A 20,056-nucleotide genomic window follows, 5' to 3' on the forward strand; every position below is an offset into this window, starting at 1 on the left:
AGCTCCGGACCGATTGAACCGTCAGCTAGACCGCCACCGGGCCGCCTGGCTGGACGAGCGCCTGGGACGATCGGGCTGAGGAGCCGGCCCCCGGTTTTCGACGTCGGGCATAGAGCAGGGACACCGGGGATCGACGGTCCTCGTTGGTGTGGTCGATCGCGACCTGATAGCCCCGGTCTTCGAGCCACTCCGACATGCCTTCCGCCCCCGACTCCACGTCGTGCACCTCCACGACCAACTGCTTGATCTTCCTCCAGTCCGCCTCGTCGACTCCTCGCAGGACGTCCCACTCGCTCCCCTCCACGTCAACCTTGAGCAGGTCGATTCTGTCGATTCCGTGGTCGGAGATGGTCTTCGAGAGTCGGGTGAGCGTACAGACGCGATCTTTCTTCCGGGAGGCGTAATAGAGCAGCCCGCTCACTCCCCACGAACGGACCTTCTCGCGCGCTTCTCGCAGGCGTCCGCCGCCTCCGGCTCTCTGGTCGCCCATGCGGATCAGAATGTCTCTCAGGTCCGCCCAGCGTTTCTCCAGGCGGTCGGGGCACGATGTCGAGAAGCAAGGAAGGTGCGGGTAATAGGTGAAAACCGCCTGGCCCTCCCGGTCCGAAAGGCCCGCGTTCCGCAGGACGATTCTTCCTTCCAGGCGGCTCGTATTGAGGCGCAGGGATTCGAAGATGTCGGGAACGGGCTCGAAGGCGTAAAGAGTGACGTCCCGCAGGGTCTCGCCCAGAAAGAGAGAAAACAGCCCCAGGTTCGCCCCGACGTCCACGACGACGTCTCCTTCTTGGAGTTCAATGCCGTTCCTGACATAGACTTGCTTGTTGAAGATCTCGTCGAAGAGCAGGCGCGCCTCGCCCCGACTGTGACCGTGAATCACCATCCCGTTGGGCATGCGAATCTTCATCACGATTCTCCTCATCGAGGGAGAGGGTTAGTGGGCGAGGGTCTCCGCCCGCTCGCTCGCGGTCGACGACCGCATCGCGAGAGATTCCAGCAATTCGGCGGCCCCAACTGGGCCGGGATGGTCGGCCATGATCCGGGCGATCCGACGGGCGTTGAGGCGGAAGCTCGGCTCGTTCAGGACGCGCTCGACGGCGGCGCGGAGGCCGGCCGGCGTGCAACGGCGCGGCGTGAGCCTCAGGCTGGCGCCGGCCTCCACGACGCGCCGGGCGTTGTCCGGCTTGTCCCAGTGCGTGGGCACGATGATGAGGGGCACGCCGAGCTGGAGCGCGGTCAATACGGTGCCGGCCCCCCCCGTCGTCACCAGGACCGAGCAACGAGGGAGCAAGTCGCTGTGACTGACCCACCGTTCGACGCGGATGTTCGGGGCGATCGGGCCGAGGCCGAGCTCGTCCGGATCGCGCTGAGAGCCGGTGGTCAGGATGGCCTGCATGGGGAGGTTCGCTAGCCCCCTGGCCGCGGCGCGGAGCACGACCGGATCTTGATAATGCGCCGTGCCCTCGGTGACGTGCACCCACGGCTCGTCGGTCGGGAGTTGGTCCAGCCACGCGGGGGCGGGCGCGCCGTCGGCCTTGTTCCACACGCAAGGCCCGACGTAGTGGACGCTCGGCGGGAGGTCGCGGCGGTCGTAGTCGATCTCGCGCACGCTTGGGATCAGGTAGAGCGGCAGCCTCGCCATGTGCGCGTTCACCGAGCTTTCCATCGGCGCCAGCCCGTGCGACGCGCGAATCATGTTGACGTGCCGGCGGACGCCGACGGCCAGAACGTCGCCGAGCTTCGTCACGGCCTTTGCCAGCAGGCGGGTGCGAAAAGTCCGAGGCGATGGCAGTCCCGGGCCCCCCGGTGGGGCGTCGGGGCCGGGGATGAGGCAGCCCATCAGCGTCGTCAGGATCGCCACCGGCACGGGCGACGTCTCGCCGAGGATCACGATCGGCCCCCACATCCCCGTCTCGGTCACGACGACGTCGGGCCGCCACTCCTCGATGATCTCCTGAATGTCGGCGACCTGTTCGGGGAGCGTCCCGGCCAGCCAGTCGCGGAACGCGCGGATCAATAGGCGGGGCGAGTGCCACCCAAGCGTCGCTCTCGTCTCGGCCGCCTGGACCGCCTCCCAGATGGGGGCTTCTCGCAGGTGATTGAACGGGAACAGGACGACGCCCTGGGGCTCGATCGTGGCCCGCGTGCTCTCGCTGCTGTAGAAGGCCACCTCGTGCCCCCGCGCCTTCAGCGCCCTGGCGACGCTCATGAATGGGTTGATATGACCCACGAACGGCCATACGGTGAACAAGTAACGAGCCATGTCGCCCTCCTACTCCGATTCAATCTGGTCGTAAGTCGCCTCGGCCATGGCCCCTGACGCGGCCCGGTTACGCGACGCGGCGACGGAGGCGCCTAGCTCCGGGTCGCGGGGATGTGCGGCGGGCCCGGCCGCCTGGTCGTTCTTGATATGCCGGAGCAACGTTCCAAAATAGAGCCAGTCGAAGACCCGGTCGGGCATCAGCCCGCGCAGGGCGATGGCGACCGAAGCGGGCCGTCCGACGACGTATCGCATCCGAGGCCATCGGCTCGTCAACGCGCGGTGCACGGCCTTCGCCACGTGGTGCGGCCTGGTCTTGCGCGTCTCCACGAAACGGTCGGCCAGCGCCTCGTGATTCACGAACATCGCGTGATAGGGGCTCGCGGGATCGAGCGCGTGGGCGGCGTTTCCCCGATTGACCGACCACCGCGAGGTCTTGATGATCCCCGGTTCGATCAGGATCGAACGGATGCCGAACGGCTGGACCTCGAGGGCGAGCGCCTCGCCGAATCCTTCCTGGGCGAACTTGGTGGAAATATACGCGCTCAGGCCGAAGGTCGCGATCCGGCCGCCGACTGAGGAGATCGTCACGATCCGGCCTCGCCCGGCGGCTCGCATATGAGGGAGGACCCGGCGTGTCACGTTCATCGTGCCGAACACATTGGCCTCGAAGACGTCGCGGATTTCGCACATCTGGAGATCCTCGAAGCACCCGCGCAGTCCGATGCCGGCGTTGTTGACGAGCCCGTAGACGCCGCCTCCCGACTCGACGATTGTCTCGACCGCTCGGTCGACGCTCTGGGAGTCGGTCACGTCGAGCTGGACGACGGTGAGCTCGACGCCGCGTTCCCCAGCCGCCTCGAGCACGGTCGGCCGATGTCCGAGGTCGCGGACTCCCGCGAAGACCCTGAAGCCGCGCCTGGCGAGGTATAGGGCTGTCTCAAGCCCCAAGCCCGTCGAACTGCCGGTAACCAAGACGTTGTCCATGCGCGGGCTCCTTATGCTCTCAACTGCGCTGGGCGAGGGATGGCGACGCGACCGTCCTCCGCCGCCGAAGGCGGGGCCAAGGATTCGATCAAGTGGCCCACGACAGCCTCGGGCTGTTCGAGCGGCCCGAAATGGCCCCACTCAGACGAGGGGAGCATCACCGACCGGGCGTTGGGCAAGTGCTCGAGCAGGTAGTCGTGGCTCCCGAGGAACGCCGACCCCTCGGCGTAGATCAGGTGGACTGGAGCCTCGACGCGGGGAATGTTCTCGAGGGTCAGGTCGCCGACTACTTCGTAATCGCTGGTCAGCGGGGTCGAGTCCAGGACGCGCAGGAATTTCTCGGGATTGCGCGGCAGGCCTCGAAGGGGTCCCCACTTTTTGGGCAGGCTCATGCTGAGCCGGACCATATATTCAAGGTCGCAACGATGCTCCGGCGGTACCGTGACGCCCGACCGTTCCAGCACCTCGACCCAGTAGGTCCACCCCACCCAATCTTCTCGGGTGCGGAGGTGGATCAAGGCCGGCAGCGCGGCCTCGACGGCTCCGACCTGAAGGACGCGGCTTGGATTTCGAAAGGCGTAATAGAGCGCGATGTCCGCGCCGTAACTGTGCCCCACGAGGTTCGCCTGCTCGATCCCCAAGTCATCCAGAAGACCTTCCAGGTCCGCGGCCATGTCTGTGGCGGTGTAGCCAGAGGGGGGCATGTCGCTGTAGCCGTGGCCTCGAAGATCGTAGGTCAAGATCCGGAAGTGGTCCGCGAGCATCGGGACGATCTTCAGGTGCCACACGGCCAGGTTGCCGGTGAGGCCGTGGATCATCACAAGATCAGGGCCCCGGCCGGTGCGCTGATAATGGAGTTTCAGACCGCTTTGAAGGGTCGCTTTTGGCATTCCATCCTCCCAGCCGTTTATTCCAGGTATCCGAGGGCCGACAGTCGCTTCAGGACCAGTTGCTCTTCTTCCGCGTCGAGGGCGGCGTCCGCGCCCATCGGCTCGGGTGCCATGACCGCCGCGACGGGGGTGCGGACTCCGGTCGCTTTCACGACTCGCCTCGGCGACGATCCCGCTTCGAGCGCTTGGAGAGGGAGGCGTCCGGAGAGGTCGTCGGGGATTGGCATCCCCAAGCTGTGGAGCACGAAGGGTGCGACGTCCAGCAGCGAAAGCTCCGCGACGGACGCGCCGCGATGGACGCCCGGCCCTCTCGCCAGGAAGACGCCCTCCGGGCGGTGGGTGCCCGCGGGCTCGGGTCGCCGACCCATGACGGAGTCCGACCGGAGGATGGAGACCACGGCGTCGCCTTCCAGTCGGACGGTCAAGTCCGGGGCCCAGGGTTCGAACGGGCCGGCGAAGACGTCGTCGCGCGCCCAGACCTCGGCCACCACAGGACGGCCGGTCTCGGGATGACGGAGACCCATTAATCCCTCCACCAGCTCGTCGCGGACCCGATCGTAGGCTTCGGCCGGCACGCCCACGGTTCCGTCCGACGTGGGCCGGACGATATGGATTCCCTGGCTGCTCGGCGTGGCGCCGTAGGCCGTCGTCCGTTCCCAGTCCATCTCGAAGACGTGGCGGGCGATCTGATTGATGCCGACCTGGTGCGTCGCGTCCGGCCGCGCGCCCCGATCGCCGGCCCAGGCCAGACGGCCCTGCCGTTCGAGCCAGGTGTTGATGTAGAAGATGTCGGAGGTCGGCCCGAATCCGTGATCGGACGCGAAAACGACGGTCGCGCCGGGCCCGGCGCTGGAGACGATTTCGGCGATCAACCCGTCGAGCTCGCGGAAGTAATTCTCGCACGCCGATTGGACTTCATGCTCCCATGGCGTCGGTCGCTCCGGCGCGAGCGACGGGTCGAGAAACCGCCAGCAGAGATGTTGAAGCTTGTCCACGCCGTCGAAGAGGATCGCGCTGAAGTCCGCGGGCTCCTCCCGCATGAGGTAAAGGAAGATCTCGGTCCAGCGCCGCTCTCGACGCGTGTGAAGCATGATCCAATCGAGGTATTCCTCGGCGGCGCACCCCTCGAGCACCTTCTCCTCGAGCGCCATGTCGTGGGACAGCTCGCGCGGGTTGAAGGAAGGGAGCTCCTTTAAGCGATCGAAGAGGGCCGCCGGCCGGCAACCCAGCCGAAGCTGTCGCCAGGGCATCCATCCGCCCGGCACCAAGCAGCCGTTGAGCGCCGGCGGCGGGAACATGAGGGGGAAGTTCAGCACGTTGCTTCGCAGGCCGCATTCGCCGGCCATCGACCAGATCGTGGCGGCCTGGACGTCGTGCGACGTGGTGAACCGGAAGTACCGGCTGTTCGGCGTCTCCTTCTGGAAGAAGTCGAAGACGCCGTGTTCGCCCGGCCGCTTTCCGGTCATCAGCGACGTCCAGGCCGGCGGCGTAAGCGGAGGGATGACCGAGCGCAGGGTCGCTCGGACTCCCTCGGCGACGAGGTCGCGGAGAAAGGGCATGACGCCGCCAGCCATCAAGGGATCGAGTACGGTGAACGTCGCCCCGTCGAGCCCGATCAGGATCGTCTTCGCCATCACACCACGCCTCCGGGCGCCGTCGCCCTCTGCTGCCCGCAGATCAGGTCCACCAGCTCGCCGATGGTGACGTCCCTCTGATCCGCTTCCTGCTTCCCCAGCTCGGCTAGGAACTCGGAGAACGGGAGCTGTCCGTACCGCTCCTGAAGCTCCGAGCCGAGGATCACCAGATCGAGCGAGTCCATCGCGAGATCGCCCAGGAGGCGCGTCTCCGCCGTGATCTCGTCCGAGTATTCCCAATCCCCTGAGAGCTCGGTCATGAGGCTGAGCACTTCTTCGAGAACTTGCTTATGGGTAAACGTCATGATCGCTCCTCTGGTCCTTCGACCGTTATCCGATCTCTCGGTCCGTCCCCGCAACCGCCAGCACGTCCGCCGAGCCGGCGCCTTGGCACAATGTCGTCGCCACGACCGAGCGGTCGTGAACGGAGGTGAAGACGACGAGCGGCGCGGCCGCGAGCCTCGGATGGGCCTTAGCCAGCCGATCGGTCAGCCGGACGAAGACCGCCTCCATCTCCGGCGCTACGCCGGCGATGGAGATGGACCATAACGCGTCCGTCGTCCGCTCTCCGAGAGCGTTCGCAACCGCCTTCTTGGCGCACTGGCAGCGAAACCACCATTCTTCGAGGCGGTCGAGCGGCCGATCCCGTAGCAGTCGCAGCTCCGCTTCCGACAGAACCGGCTCGCCGGCCTCCTCACGGCGAGCCCGTGATGACTCGGTGTGGATTCCCACGTACGACCCGCCGTCGCATTCGAGTTCCACCGGAGCGGGCAGGAGCCCGGCCAGGGCGACCGCCAGGTGCGCGTCGAGTGAGATCGAGACGACGAGATCGCCGTTCAGCTCACCCGCCCAGGCTCCGTCGACCATCAGGCGGCCCCGCTCGTCCTGGCGAATCTCAATGTCGGCGAGAGGCGGTTCCAGCCCCAGGTGGGAGCGGAGTAAATCCCGCGCGGCTTCCTTCGCCGCGGTCCGCCCGACCAGCCATTCGAGCTGCCGGATCTCCGGGGCGGCCATCCGGCGAAACTCTTCGCGTTCGGCCCGACTGAGCACCTGATGCGCCCACACGCGGCGCCATAAGCCGAGGTCGGCCGGAAGGCTCGTGCAGAGCCGGCGACAGGCGAAAAACCGGGGACTGGGAAAGGATTCGACCGGATCGGGCCACGGCTCGGAGATGTCGCCTCGGGTTGGCAGGATGAGCGGGTGGAACGTCGCCGGCAGATCGAATCGCCAGTCCTCCCATCCGGCGAGTCGAAGGAGGAGGCCGTCGCGAGCGACGATCTCGATGTCGGATCGAAGCCGCCGGTCCCCCTCCAGCCGGATCGTCGCCTCGCACATGGGCATCGCGCCTGGCGCGAGGTTCGGGCCGTAAATCTCGAGCGACTCCAGGCCCGATGGGAAGATCACCTTGCCGGTCGTCAGATGCTCCGCCGTCCAGAAGCCGATCACCTGGCCGGCCGCGTCGAGCAGCATCGGATCGAGGACGAAATCGGGGTTTGGTCGGCCGTCGAGTAGGCCGTCGAAGGGGAGGACTCGCAGCCTTGCGAGCGAGCCGTCGTCGGCGACTCGCTCGATGGAAGCGACCCCCTGCCATGACGGTCCGTGGAACATGACGTCCGAGTACAGCCGCTCGGGACGCAGCCGCGACGGTCGGCCGTCCCGAGGGGCGGTCGACTCTCCGGGAGGCCTCGGCGGGTACGAATCCGCAAGCATCACGCTCGCCTCGATCGCCGGGCTGGCGGGCGGCGAATCCCCCCGGCGGTCTTCGGTGAGGTTCCGGATCTGGACCGCGACCCGGTCGAAGTCTCCCGGCTGGCGGCGGGCGGTCACTTGCAGCTCCTGCGGGCCTTCGTCGAAAGCGATCCAGCGGAAGGCCCGGAGATTGCGAAATCCAACGACCTTCCGGCCCGGTGCCAGGAAGGATGCGGCCTCGGCCATGACTTCCATGCTCATCGTCAGGGGCATGACGGGCAGCGCCAGCAGATCCGGGTCGGTGCGGGAGACGTCGCGGCCGAGCGTGTGGTCGCGCAGGTAGAAGTCGATCGCGGGGTCGAACACGCGCCGGGCGATCAGCTCCTCTCGGGTCTTCCCGGAGACGACTTCGCCGAGCAGCGGGAACGGCGACTTTTTGGGGGAGCGGTCGGGCGTCGTCGTCCGCGTCGAGGGCTCGGGCTCGACGGCGGTGCGATCGCCCGAGCCGAGACCGTCTTGCATGACGCGATCCTGAACGACGAGGTACTCGTTCATCGTCCGCAGGAAGTCCTGGATCATCGGGGAGCCCATCGAGCCGTTGGAGGCTTGAGACGGCACAACAGGCTTCGACGGGGAAACGGGAGCATGGCCGTTGGTGTGGATCGGAACGGACGACGCCGCTCGCTCCGGAGCAGGGCATTCACCGATGCTTGCGGACGGCTCGTCGATGGCCGCCCCAGCATCCTGCAAGCGGCGCGGAGTGGAGAGCGGCTGGTTTCGAGGAACGGGAGCGTCAGCCCGCAGCCGACTCGCGAACTCGGCGGAAACCCGCATGGCCGGGAAGCCGGTGGTGAGCTTCATCGGGGCTCGCGACGGCGGCTGGGACGCGGCGGCCGACGAACTGTCGAGGTCGACTCGTTTAACGTGCCGCCTGCGGTAAAGGTATCTCAGGTCCATGTCCACCCCGTGAGCAGTGAGAATCGCGACGAGATGGTTGAGCTGCATGATCCCCGAGCGTCGCTGGACGTTCGCCGGCACGGCGCAGAATCGCCGCCCTCGGAGGATGTCGTCGACGAACGAACTCAGATTGCCGCGAGGGCCGACCTCGACGAAGATTCGCACCCCGTCGTCGTAGAGGGTCTCGATCGTTCGGCGAAACTCGACCGGAAGCAGCCAGTGGTCGACCATGAGCTTGCGAATGGCGGCGGGGTCGTCCGGGTAAGGCGCCGCCGTCGTGCACGAATAGATTGGGACGCGAGCGGGACGGATCTGCGCCTCCTCGAAGATCTGTCGCAGGTGGTCGACGTAGGGGGCGAACAGAGGCGTGTGGTAGGCGCGGTCGAAATTGAGTTGCTCGGAGAGGAATCCTTGCTTGCGGACGATCGCCAGCGCCCGATCAGAGACCTCGTTCCCGCCGACGAGGACGGCCTGGTGGGGGCAGTTGTCCATGGCCACGTAAATCTCGCCCTCGGCCTCGCGTGCGATCGCCTCGACGCGCTCGCGATCGGCTCCGACCGCGAGCAGCACGGCCCGGGGCAGGCCGACTCGGGAAGCCTCTTCATAATTCTGATAGAGCTTCAAACTCAGCTCGAAGAACTCCTCCTTGTCCGGATCGAAGATGCCAGCCGCGCGGAGGGCCGAGAACTCTCCGGTGCTGTGCCCGACGATGACGTCGGGTCGAAGTCCCAGCCCCGACATCAGGGTCAACTCGGCCTGATTGGCCGTCAGGACGGCCTCGACGGCGCCGGCGATCTCCCAGAGCCGCTCCTCCACCCGGATCTCACCGCTTCGCGAGGATGCCGGCCTTGGGAAGATGTGATCGCTGGGGACGTAGCCTCGCGGGTGATCGAAGTAGACGCGATCGATCTGGTCGAAGCATTCCCGGACCTCCGGGAAGTGGAGGCAGAGGTCGGCCAGCATGTTCGGGTACTGCGAGCCCTCCCCGGGGAAGAGGAACGCGAGCTTTCCCTCACGCGCCAGCGGCTCGGCGGCGAAGTAAACGCCCGAGACGTCCCGGATCTGGCGGCAGCCGCCGGCCGTCGCCAACTTTTTGGCCGCCCGGTCGAGCTTCTCCCGCAGGTCGGGCATTGAGCTGGCCACCAAGGCCAGCCGGCACGGGGCGGCCGCGCCCGAGGTCATCAGATCCTGATTGAGCGTGAACGCGAGGTCGGCGAGACGAATCGTCCCGGCCGCGACGTCCCCGGCGGAATCAAGCCGCCGCGCCAGCCGTTGCACTTCCTCAAGCAGCTCCGCCGGCGACTCGGCCCCCAGGAGGCAGACCTCGCTGTCCCAGGCCGGCAGATGGTTGGAGAGATCCTTTGCGGCCGGATCGGACGATGCGGCCCGGAGAGGGTCGCTGTGCTCCTCCAGAACGGCGTGCGCGTTGATGCCGCCGAAGCCGAAGGCGTTGACGCCTGCCCGGCGTGGTTCGAGGCTGCCCTGAATCCAGGGCCGCGTCTCGGAGTTGAGATAGAAGGGGGTCTGTTCCAGTTCCAGCTTCGGATTCGGCCTCTCGCAGTGGAGCGTCGGCGGCAGGATCTTGTGGTAGAGCGAGAGGGCCGTCTTGATGATCCCGGCCACCCCGGCTGCGGGAATGGTGTGGCTGATCATCGACTTGACCGTCCCCAGCGCGCACCGGGGCAGGTCTCCCTCCCGAGTTCCGAAGACCCGGGTCAGCGCCTGTAGTTCCACCACGTCTCCTACGGGCGTGCCGGTGCCGTGGGCCTCGATCAGGCCGACCGTCCGGGGTGATACGCCGGCCGCTTCGTAGGCGCGCCGGAGGGCCAACTCTTCTCCCTCGACGCGGGGCGCCATCACGCTGAGGCCCCGACCATCGCTCGCGACCCCCACCCCCCGGATCACCGCATAGATGCGATCCTGGTCTCGCTCCGCATCCCGCAGGCGCTTCAGCACGATCATCCCGATCCCCTCTCCCAGCAGCGTGCCGTCGGCCTCCTCGTCGAACGGACGAATCCGCTGGGTTCGGGACAGGGCCCCGAGCTGGCAGAAGATGCTGAGCGTCGGCATCGGGATCCAGACCTGGGAACCGCCCGCAAGGGCTACGTCGCATTCCCCGCTCACCAGGCAACGCATGGCCTGCTGGACCGCGATCAGGGACGACGCGCAGGCTGCGTCGACGGTGTAGGTGGGGCCCATCAGATCGAGCCGATTGGCGATCCGCCCGACGATGATGTTCGGGACCAGCCCCGGCATCGTCTCCGGGTTGAACGGCGGCAGGGCTTGCTTCAGCTCGCGACGGAGGGCCTCAATCTGGTCGTCAGTGTACTCCGGGCGCAGCGTCTTGAGGATTTCCAGCGTCTGGTTCACGACCAGGCCGTGCTGGACGGCGATCGCGTTGCCCCCGTTCAGATAGGTCCCCTTGCCGAGGATCACCGCCGTCTTCCGCCGCACTGCCTCATCCATTCGAAGGCAGCCGGCGTCGGCCAGCGCGTCGCGGGCCAGTTGGAGCGACAGCCATTGGTCGGGCTCGCCGCCGACGGCGACGGGCGGAATCCCATGAGACAACGGATCGAACGCCGCCAACGAGCCGAGATATCCGCCTCGCTTGCAGTACACCCGGTCGCCCTCGTGCGAGTCGGGGTCGAAATACTGTCCCGTCTCGCGGGCCTCCGGCGGCGGGTCCGTCACCGCATCGACCTTCCCCAGGATGTTCCGCCAGAATGCGTCGAGCCCCTCGGCGCCCGGGAAGAGGCATGACATACCGATGATGGCCACGGCGTTCGAGGCCGCTTGTCCGTCTCTGGGCATGTGTTTATGTGGCGAGAGCCTCGACCTGCGGTTGAATTCGGTTCGACCCGTCGTCCGGTCGGAGTCGTTCGAGCTTAGATCGAACATGGTGGTGTCACTCCCAGATCGTTTCGCGAATCCGCTTATACGCGCCGGGGCCGCCCTCAACGATGACAGGTGCCCGCCAGCCGGTTCAGCGCCTTGCTCCCCGTCCCCTCCACTCCCGTCAGCACCCCCAGGAGGCGACCATCTAGACTCAAGAAGTAGTGATCGGCATGGCAGGTCGGGACCTGGCTCTCCGAGCTGATCCGCAGCTCGTAGCGAATCCCATACGGGTCGCCGCCGTTTCCGGACGGTCCCGGCGGCCTCGCCGCGGGCGTCGCGATTCCCGGACCGAAGAGTCGGTATTCCGCGATCCTCGCGGGCAGCAAGGTCACGTCCCAGTGGAGCCGCGCCCAGAGGACCTGCATTTGGAGGGCGCTGTCCACCAGGATCGGATCGATCAGCCATTCCCCGGGCGGCTCGCCGCGCAGACACGCGCGGGGCGAAGAGGGCCGGAGGATCGCCCGCGCCCCCTTGGGGCCGATCGCTTCGATGGAGGCGATCCCCTGGAAGAGCGGGCCGTGGAAGAGCCAATCTCTGTAGGCTTCTTCGACCCGAATCGTATTCAACCCACCTCCTTCGAGCAGGCTCGGGTCGGCGATGAACCCAGGGCGAGCGGTTCCAGCATGGTTCCTCGCCCGGCGACCCAGATGGACCGAGGCTCGATAATGGACCCGATCGGGATTCCCCGCGTTCAGGATCGCGACGTCCAGGGTGCGATCCGAGCCGGGGTCGTCCTTCCGCGGGTCGGGGGCGGGGCGGAGGCGGGCGACGACCCGAACATCTTCCTTCTTACCATCGAGTACGACGCCTCGGTGAAGCTGGATGTCGCCGATCGCCAGCAGGTCCAGGTCCGGCCACCCCGACGCGGCGACCTCGGCCATGAGCTCCATGGCCATCGCGAACGGGAAGACAGGTCGACCATCAAGGCGGTGATCCCTCAGGTAGAGATCGATCTCCAGGTCGATGGGACGCACAAGTTCGACCAGGCCCTCGCCTCGCGACAGAACGCCGGCGGCCATGAGCAACGGGCTGTTCACCGTCTCGGTCCACGGCCCGTCGTTGCGCCCTGGCACGGACGCCTCCGGAGCGGCCGCCGAAGGCCCCTCGGCCCCGCCGATGAGGACCTCCACATCCCCCTTGTGGCCGAATCGCAGCTCGTCCAGCAGGAAGCGACAGCCCAAGGCGGGGGGGATGAGCGCGACGCCGCGCTCGGCGAACTGACGCTGAACCTCCGGCGAGACCATCCCGGTTTCAAGCCAGGGCCCCCAGTTGATCGAGACGATGCGACCCGGGCTGCTCCGGTCAAGGTCCTGGGCGAGCTTGTTGAGCACTTCGCTGGCGGCCGCGTAGTCCGCCTGGCCGCGATTGCCGAACCTTCCGGAGACCGAGCTGAAGAAGACGAGGAACCGCAGTGAGTCGAGCTGCAGACGTGCGCCGAGGACCACGGCGCTTCCCGCCTTGGACTCCATCACGCGGTCGAACGATTCGGGAGATTTGTCCTTGACCAGCCGGTCTTCGATGACGCCGGCCCCGTGAATAACCCCGTCGATTCGGCCGTGGACCCGATAGATCTCGTCGATGAGCGACCCGAACGCCTCCGCGTCGCGCACGTTGCAAGCGGCGTAATCGACCCGGGCGCCGGTCCGCCGGAGTCGATCGAGATTCGTGCGGACTTCGCGCTCGAGGAGGAGCCGGCGGTATCGCTCTTCGACCGACGCCAAAGCGACCGGCTTCCCCGTCGCGCGAAGCTGCTCCATGATCGCCCGCTTAAGCGCCTTCGGCTCTTCGATCCCGGCTGTTTCGGCGGGCTCCGGCCCGGCGGGCGGCGGTGTGCGGCCGACCACGACGAAGGTGCAAGGAACGGCCTCCGCCAGGCTGAACGCAGCCCTGGCGGTGATCCCGCGGGCGCCGCCGGTCACGAGGACGACCGAGTCTTCGTCGAGCGGAAGGTCGACGTTCCTGGAGAGGAGTGGCGTGGAGGCCAGCTCAAGCGTCGACCGACGGCCGTCGCGGTATCCGACCTCGACCAGACGGTCGTTCGCCATCAGCTCGGCCAGCAGCCAGTCCGCGACGACGTCCGGCTCCGCCGGCGGAAGATCGACCGATTTGATGCGAACCGTCGGGCGCTCGTGGGCAAGTGACTTGAGGAAGCCGGCGAGGCCGCCGGCTTCAGGAGAGAAATGCTGAGCGGGACCGTCCACGGCGAAGGAGCCGCCCATCCTCGAGGCAGCCAGGACCGCGCCGCCGCCGTTGGCCGCCGCGCGTTCCAGGTCCGGCCCCAGGGCCCGAGACATCAGGTAGAGGGACGTCAGACCAGCCTCGGCTGCTGGGACGTCGGTCCGGAGCGCCGAGAGGTGGATCAGGGCAGCCACGGGCCCGTGATCGTGCAGCTCGCCGACCAGCCGGGCCACCTCGTCGGGACGCCGCAGGTCAGCCGTCACGACGCCGGATTCGTTGGTCGGCGCGCCGGCTCCTGAAACGATCCGGACTACGTGACGTTCTTGGTCGCTCAGGAGGCTCGCCAGGCGTCGTCCCACGCCGGTCTCGTCGTCCACGATGACGACGGGACCGCCGCGGGCCAGGTCGGCCGTCGCCGCTATGGGCGGTGCGACGACCGACTTGAGCGCGAACCGGCCGACGCCATGCCCGGTCCGCGCTTCGTCAAAAGGGCGATGATCGTCCTCCGTCGCCTCTCGTTCACCCTCGCCAGCCTGATGGATGAAGGAATCCAGATGATCGATGACCTCGCGGAGACTCCGACTCACGGTCAGCTTCTCGATGTCAGGCGATCGGCCCTCGGGCATCGCCAGCGAACGGACGAGGGTGCCGGCGATCTCGACCCGCTTGATCGAATCGATCCCCAGGTCAGCCTCCAGATCCGCGTCGAGACTCAACATCTCCTCGGGATACCCGGTTCGCTCACTGACGATGCCCAAGAGCCGCTCCGTGATCTGCCGACGATCGGGGGAACACTCGGCGATCCGGCCGGCCGTGACCGGCGGAGCTGACGGACCGTGCTCGATCCCGTTGAGTGGGGCCGACTTGTTCCACCCGCCGTCCGTCGTCATCGGGGCCTCTGGGAGCACCGGTTCCGTCAGGCTCGTGGGCTCGTACGGATGCGAGGAGACGACTTGGCCGACCGGAGAAGAGACCGGCGCGGGGGTCGTTGCAACTTCGTCGACGAAGCCTGCGTGAGCCGTCGGGATCGCCGTCGCCGCGATACTCACCCCGTCGAAGGCCGCGGCGACGTTCCCGTTCGCCTCGCCCCCGTAAGGTCGTGGCCCGGCGGTCGCGGCCGCGGAGGGCGTCCCCTGAGACCCGATGAACACGAGCAGGTCGTGCATCACGTTTTCTTGGGTCTGGAGGAACCGCATCATGACCTGCTGGAATTGTCGCGCCAGGTCCACCGAGCCGTGCCCGTTTGGAACGGGCGGGGCCGGCGGCTGGGATGCGGCCGGGGAATCTTGTGGTTGAGCCGCCACCGAGTAGGGCGGCGGTGGCGCCGCCCCGGTGAAGCGCGGGCTCTGGACGGTTGATCGAGTCATGGACCCTCCCTCGTCTGCTGATCCTCGATGAATCGGGCGGCGGGCGCGAGCGCCCGGTCCGCCCCAGGTGACGCCCTCGCCGTTCAGCACGTCGTTCTGAGACGGCGTCCGCACTTGGTGGGCCGCTCCCGAAGGCAGAGCCTCCGGCAGGACCTCACGAGGCTGGTGACCATTCCCCCCCCTCGTTGCGGGGGAGGGGGATGGTCCTCGCGCGACGACCGTCTCGGCGGACGGCGCGGCCGGCGGCTTGCGGCCGTCGATCACGCTGAACCGCGACGGCGGCGCCGGCGTCCCGGTCTCGCCCCCCTTGCGGTAGACGGGACGAGCCCGACCGCCGTTGACGAGCCAGGTCGTCGGCGAATACTGCACGGGGTCGATCCCCTCGGTCAGCTTCGAGAGCTCGAGCGGGCGGATCGACCGGCCCTGGAAGAGGCCGTCGTCCCGGATCGAGACCCCCTCGGACGTTAAGGCCGCGAGACCGTGGAGCAAGAGCACGATGCCGTCCCCGCCGGGGCGATCGAACGAGGCGCAGACGTGAGGGCGATCGTCGAGGATCTGGCCGACGAGTCCGCTCAGGACCTGGCGCGGCCCCACCTCTACGAACAGGCGGGCGCCGGAGCCGTACATCGACTCAACTTGGCGCACGAATCCAACGGGGCGGACCAGATGTTCGGACAGCAGGTCGGCGACGGCGGAAGAATTATCCGGATAGGGAGCGGCCGTGGTGTTCGAGTAGACCGGAATCCGAGGAGCGGCGAAGGCAAGCCGGCGAATCCGCTCGGAAAGTCGCTGCTGCGCCGGGGCGACCAGCGGGGAGTGGAAGGCGCACGCGACGGGCAGCCGACGGGCTTGCAACCCACGAGACCGGCACCATTCCATCGCCTTCTCCACGGCGGCCCGCGTCCCGGCGACGACGGTCTGCCGGGGGGCGTTGAGGTTGGCGAGCGTCAGGCCGGGGGCGGTCAGCAACAGCGGCTGCAACTCCTCAGGAGAGGCGACGACCGCCGCCATCGCTCCGCTCTCATCGGTCGTGCAGTCGCGGATGAAACGCCCTCGCGCCGCCGCGATCTCCAGTAGGTCGGATTCGCTCAGGCAGCCCGCCGCGCACAGGGCGACGAACTCGCCGAAGCTGTGGCCCGCCGCCATATCGGGCTCGATCCCCATCCGGTGGAGCAAGCGAAGAACGGCTAGGTCCGTAGCCGCGAGGGCCGGCTGCGCGATGTGCGTTTCCGTCAGCGCGGTCTGGAGCTGCTTCTCTTCATCCGAACTGAAGACCGGCGGCGGGAAAATCCAGCGGCTGAGCGGACATCCCAGCTCGGCGGTCAGGGTGCGGTCCGCGAGTTCGAAACACTCCCGCACCTCCTCGAACGCCACGGCCAGATCTCGCGTCATGTTCACGTACTGCGAGCCCTGGCCGGGGAACAGGAACGCGATCCGGCCGTCGATCGCCAGGGGCCGCTCCGAGAAATGGATGCCGCGCGAGTCGTGGCAGCGCTCGACGCCGGCGCCGATGAGGTCCCGCGCTGCGGTCAGTTTTTCGGCGAGATCCTCCAGGGAGGTCGCTACGACCGAAAGCGATGGGCCGCCGACCCCCGCCCCTTCCGCCGCGCGGGCCAGCGCACAGGCCAGGTCGCCCATGTGAGGGCGGGCTCCAGCCTTCAGGGACGTGGCGAGTTGGGAGATCGTTTCGATGAGCGTCGCCCGCGATCGGCTGCGCCAGATGAAGAGTTCGGCCGGCCAGGGGTCTCGCGTCACGCCGCGATCGGCGAGGAAACCCGCCGTGTATTCTTCCAGGGCGATGTGAAAGTTCGTGCCCCCGAAGCCGAAGGCGCTGACCCCGGCCCTGCGAGGCTCCGGACGCTCCGCGTGGATCCAGGGGCGCGGTTCGGTGTTGACGTAGAACGGGCTCTCTGGGAAGTTCGCTTTCGGGTTGGGGAGGCTGACTCCCAACGTCGGAGGAAGCACGTGGTGGCTGAGCGCGAGTGAAGCCTTGATCAGTCCGGCCACTCCCGCGGTGGCCTTGGTATGTCCGATCATCGATTTGATCGAACCGACCGCGCACCCCTGCCGAGCCGCGCCGGCGTCGCCGAAGAACGCCGTGAGGGCTTTGATCTCGGCCAGATCGCCGGCCACCGTGCCGGTCCCATGGGCCTCGATCAGCCCTACGGTCGCGGGCGAGTACCCGGCCTGGGCGTAAGCCCGTCGGAGGGCCCGGACCTGGCCTTCGGGGCGAGGGGCCGTCATGCTGCGGTCGCGGCCGTCGCTCGACCCGCCGGCTCCCCGGATGACCGCGTAGATCCGATCGCCGTCGCGCTCGGCGTCGTCCAACCTCTTGAGGATGACGGCGGCGAAACCCTCGCTGATGGCGATCCCGTCACCTTCGGCGTCGAACGTGCGGCAGCGGCCGTTGGGCGAGAGCGCCTGCGTCTTGCTGAAACAGAGGAAGGCGAAGGGATTCTGGATGGCGTCGACCCCACCCACTATCGCCACGTCGCTGGTGCGCGCCTCGAGGTCGCGCACGGCCAGATAGACCGCGGCGAGCGACGACGCGCATGCGGCGTCCACCGTATAGTTCACCCCCCCCAGATTGAACCGATTCGCGACGCGTCCCGCGGCGACGTTCATCAGGATTCCGGGAAACGAATCCTCCGTCCACTCCGGCAGGCGGTCGCCGAGTCGCTCGGCGACGGCGGCCGCTTCCCCGTTGAATAGATCGGGCAGGCTGGAACGGACCATGTACCCGGCGGTCAGGTCGGCTCCTCCGCCGCCCGCCCCGAGGATCACCGAAGTGCGCTCACGGGGAAACGGCCGGTCGAGATAACCGGCGTCTTCGAGAGCGGACCGCACGACGGCCAAGGCCAGGAGCTGGAACGGCTCGATCGAGCGGAGCGAGCTGGGAGGCATTCCGAAGACCGCGGGGTCGAACGCGACATCACCGATGAACCCGCCCCAGCGCGAGTAAATCTTGTCACGCGCTGACCGTGACGCATCGAAATACCGGTGCCAATCCCAGCGGTCGGCGGGCACTTCCGTGATCGCATCGACCTTGTTGAGGATGTTCGACCAGAACGTCTTCAGGTCGGGAGCGCCGGGTAGGATGCAGGCCATTCCGACGATCGCGATTGCGGCGGGAGACGGGGAAGGCGACTCGGAGGCCACGAGAGGTCGCACGGACGACTTCAAGCGTCGGGTGCTCCCGGCCGAGACGTCCTCGTGAAGCTCAGCCAGCGTGCAGAGGCCGTCTCGCAGCCCGGCGACCTGTCCGATCATGTACATCCCGCGCGCCCACTGAGCCTCGGGCCCCAATTCGACGAGCTTGCTCGCGGCGGCATCCTCGCCGAAACAGGGGTTGTGGTCGACGCCCTTCGACGCGACCCGCAGCCGCCCGATATTCAGCGCCTCCAGGTTATGACGCAGCTCTTCGGGAGGCAGGCCATGCCCGAGCAGGCGTCGTTTCTCGCCGGCGAAATCCGCGACGAAGGGGGACGACACGCATCGGGTCGCATGCCCCGGACCGCTTTCAAGCAAAACCGTGCTTTCGCAAGAGAGGGCCGCCTGTTGAAAGCCGGCGACGATCGCGCCGGTCTGGACCGCCTCGTGGGTGAAGAGGTAGGCCGTGCCCAGGAGCACGCCGACGCGGACTTCTCGCCGTATCAGGGGGGCCGCAAGTGAGGCGACCATAGCGGCCGAGAGCCCGTCGTGTACGCCGCCGGCGAACAGTACATGGTACGCGGAGGCGTCGACGCCGGGCGTCAGGTGCTCGGAGAGGACCTCAATCATGCTTTCCCAGAGGACGAAACTGGTCCTCGGCCCGACATGTCCTCCGCACTCTCGTCCTTCGAAGACGAAGCGATGAGCGCCTTCCTTGAGGAACATCCGGAGCAGTCCCGGCGATGGGACGTGAAGGTAGGTCGGGACGCCCTCCTCATCCAGAACCTTCGACTGGTCGGGTCGGCCGCCCGCGATCAAGGCGAAGGGAGGCCGGTAGGCGCGGACGACCTCGAGCTGCTGGGCTCGCAGCTCCTGCGGCACGAAGCCGAGGATGCCCACTCCCCAGGGCCGGTCGCCCAGGCGACGGCGCGTCTCCTCCAAAAGCGAACGCGCCTCGGGGGCGCGCATCAGCGCCAGCGCCAAGAAGGGCAGGGCGCCGGCTTCCGCGACCGCGGCGGCGAACTCCGCCCGGTCGCTGACCCGAGTCATCGGTCCCTGGACGATCGGGAACCTCGTCCCGTGCGACCGGGCCAGCGGCGAACCCTCGGCGAATGGGCCGGCTTCTTTGATTCCTCCCGACAGCGGCTCGCGGATCGCCTCCGCCAGTCCGGCCAGGACGCCGCCGACCGTGCCGAATCTCCGCGCCAGGCCGGCGGCGAACGCCGCGTCCTGCCCCAAGGCGAGGAGGGACGTCTCGGGTGTTTGCCAGTCGACCCGTCGTCGGATCGCGGCTCGCCAGGCGTGACGCACCGCCACCACCGGCTGCACCGCGAGCAGGGCCGTGGCTTCCAGTCGTCGCAGTTCGACGGCGGTCGGCAAATCCGGCCGAGAGTAGGCCCGGAACCCCGCCCCGAAGCCGCTTCCCAGGCAGATCGTTTCGCTTCCGTCCATCACGCGGAGCCGTGCCCGCATCCGATCGGAGATGGGCGATTCCTTGGTGAGGAGGAGCTGGTTGTCGAGGACGGCGCCCGCGGCGCCGGCGATCTGGCAAGCGGCGGCCGTGCATGGGCCGACGCCTCCCTGCGCCCACACCGGGACGCTCAGTCGAGGGATCAGACGCTGGAGCAAGACGAAGATCGTCTCCTCGCCCACCCAGCCTCCGGCTTCATTTCCTTTCGCGATGATCGCGTCGACCTTTGCATCCTGCCCCGCGACAGCTTCCTCCAGCCCGGTCGCAACCAGGAAGGCTTTCAAACCGGCTTCGTGGATCAGCCCCACGAGGTGCTTCAGACGATCGATGGCGGAGGCGGTGAGCAGGATCGTGTCCAGACCGGCAGGAAGCTGCGTCAGGATCGCCCGCAGCAGGCCGTCCGCGCCTCCATCCAGGAGAACGCCAAGCCGGCCTTTTCCAAGCGTCGCCAGGCGCGCCAACGCCGCCAGCGCGGGCTCCGAAGCCTCGACGAATTCGAGATTGAGCACCCCGACGGCCCCGGCCCGACTGCCGGCGATCGCCAGCGACGGGTCCGGGAATCCCCCGGGCGTCAGAACCAT

General features: G+C 67.6%; 8 protein-coding genes and 2 pseudogenes. All 10 read right to left on the minus strand.

From position 1 onward, the window contains the following. Positions 1–25: 25 nt before the first annotated feature. The gene (locus BSF38_RS19380; protein ID WP_076348384.1) at positions 26–904 is read right to left on the minus strand and encodes an FkbM family methyltransferase; all 879 of its coding nucleotides are present in this window, start codon (positions 902–904) and stop codon (positions 26–28) included. 27 nt (positions 905–931) lie between these two features. Further along, positions 932–2,260 carry a glycosyltransferase gene (locus tag BSF38_RS19385; protein WP_076348386.1) on the minus strand — a complete coding sequence of 443 codons (1,329 nt, stop codon included), beginning with the start codon at positions 2,258–2,260 and terminating at the stop codon, positions 932–934. 9 nt (positions 2,261–2,269) lie between these two features. Continuing rightward, positions 2,270–3,244, minus strand: coding sequence for an SDR family oxidoreductase (locus BSF38_RS19390; protein ID WP_076348388.1), 975 nt, complete (start codon positions 3,242–3,244; stop codon positions 2,270–2,272). An 11-nt stretch (positions 3,245–3,255) separates the two neighbouring features. Continuing rightward, positions 3,256–4,134 (minus strand): alpha/beta fold hydrolase, encoded by an 879-nt coding sequence (locus BSF38_RS19395; RefSeq protein ID WP_076348390.1) that lies wholly within the window; start codon positions 4,132–4,134, stop codon positions 3,256–3,258. 17 nt (positions 4,135–4,151) lie between these two features. Then, entirely contained in the window at positions 4,152–5,768 is a 1,617-nt protein-coding gene (locus BSF38_RS19400; protein WP_076348392.1) for an alkaline phosphatase family protein, read from the minus strand. After that, positions 5,768–6,073 carry an acyl carrier protein gene (locus BSF38_RS19405; protein WP_076348394.1) on the minus strand — a complete coding sequence of 102 codons (306 nt, stop codon included), beginning with the start codon at positions 6,071–6,073 and terminating at the stop codon, positions 5,768–5,770. The genes BSF38_RS19400 and BSF38_RS19405 overlap by 1 nt, the downstream gene beginning before the upstream one ends. Before the next feature lie 25 nt (positions 6,074–6,098). Beyond that, positions 6,099–11,312 (minus strand): type I polyketide synthase, encoded by a 5,214-nt coding sequence (locus BSF38_RS19410; RefSeq protein ID WP_076348396.1) that lies wholly within the window; start codon positions 11,310–11,312, stop codon positions 6,099–6,101. Between the two features lie 56 nt (positions 11,313–11,368). Then, positions 11,369–14,113, minus strand: a complete 2,745-nt coding sequence (locus BSF38_RS32760; protein WP_476703905.1) for an SDR family NAD(P)-dependent oxidoreductase — start codon at positions 14,111–14,113, stop codon at positions 11,369–11,371. Further along, a pseudogene (locus tag BSF38_RS32765) lies at positions 14,102–14,236 on the minus strand (phosphopantetheine-binding protein); the annotation flags it as partial. The gene BSF38_RS32760 and the pseudogene BSF38_RS32765, both read right to left, overlap by 12 nt. Before the next feature lie 1,188 nt (positions 14,237–15,424). After that, positions 15,425–20,056, minus strand: a pseudogene (locus BSF38_RS32770) (beta-ketoacyl synthase N-terminal-like domain-containing protein); the annotation flags it as partial.

Source organism: Paludisphaera borealis (assembly GCF_001956985.1).
Lineage (GTDB): Bacteria > Planctomycetota > Planctomycetia > Isosphaerales > Isosphaeraceae > Paludisphaera > Paludisphaera borealis.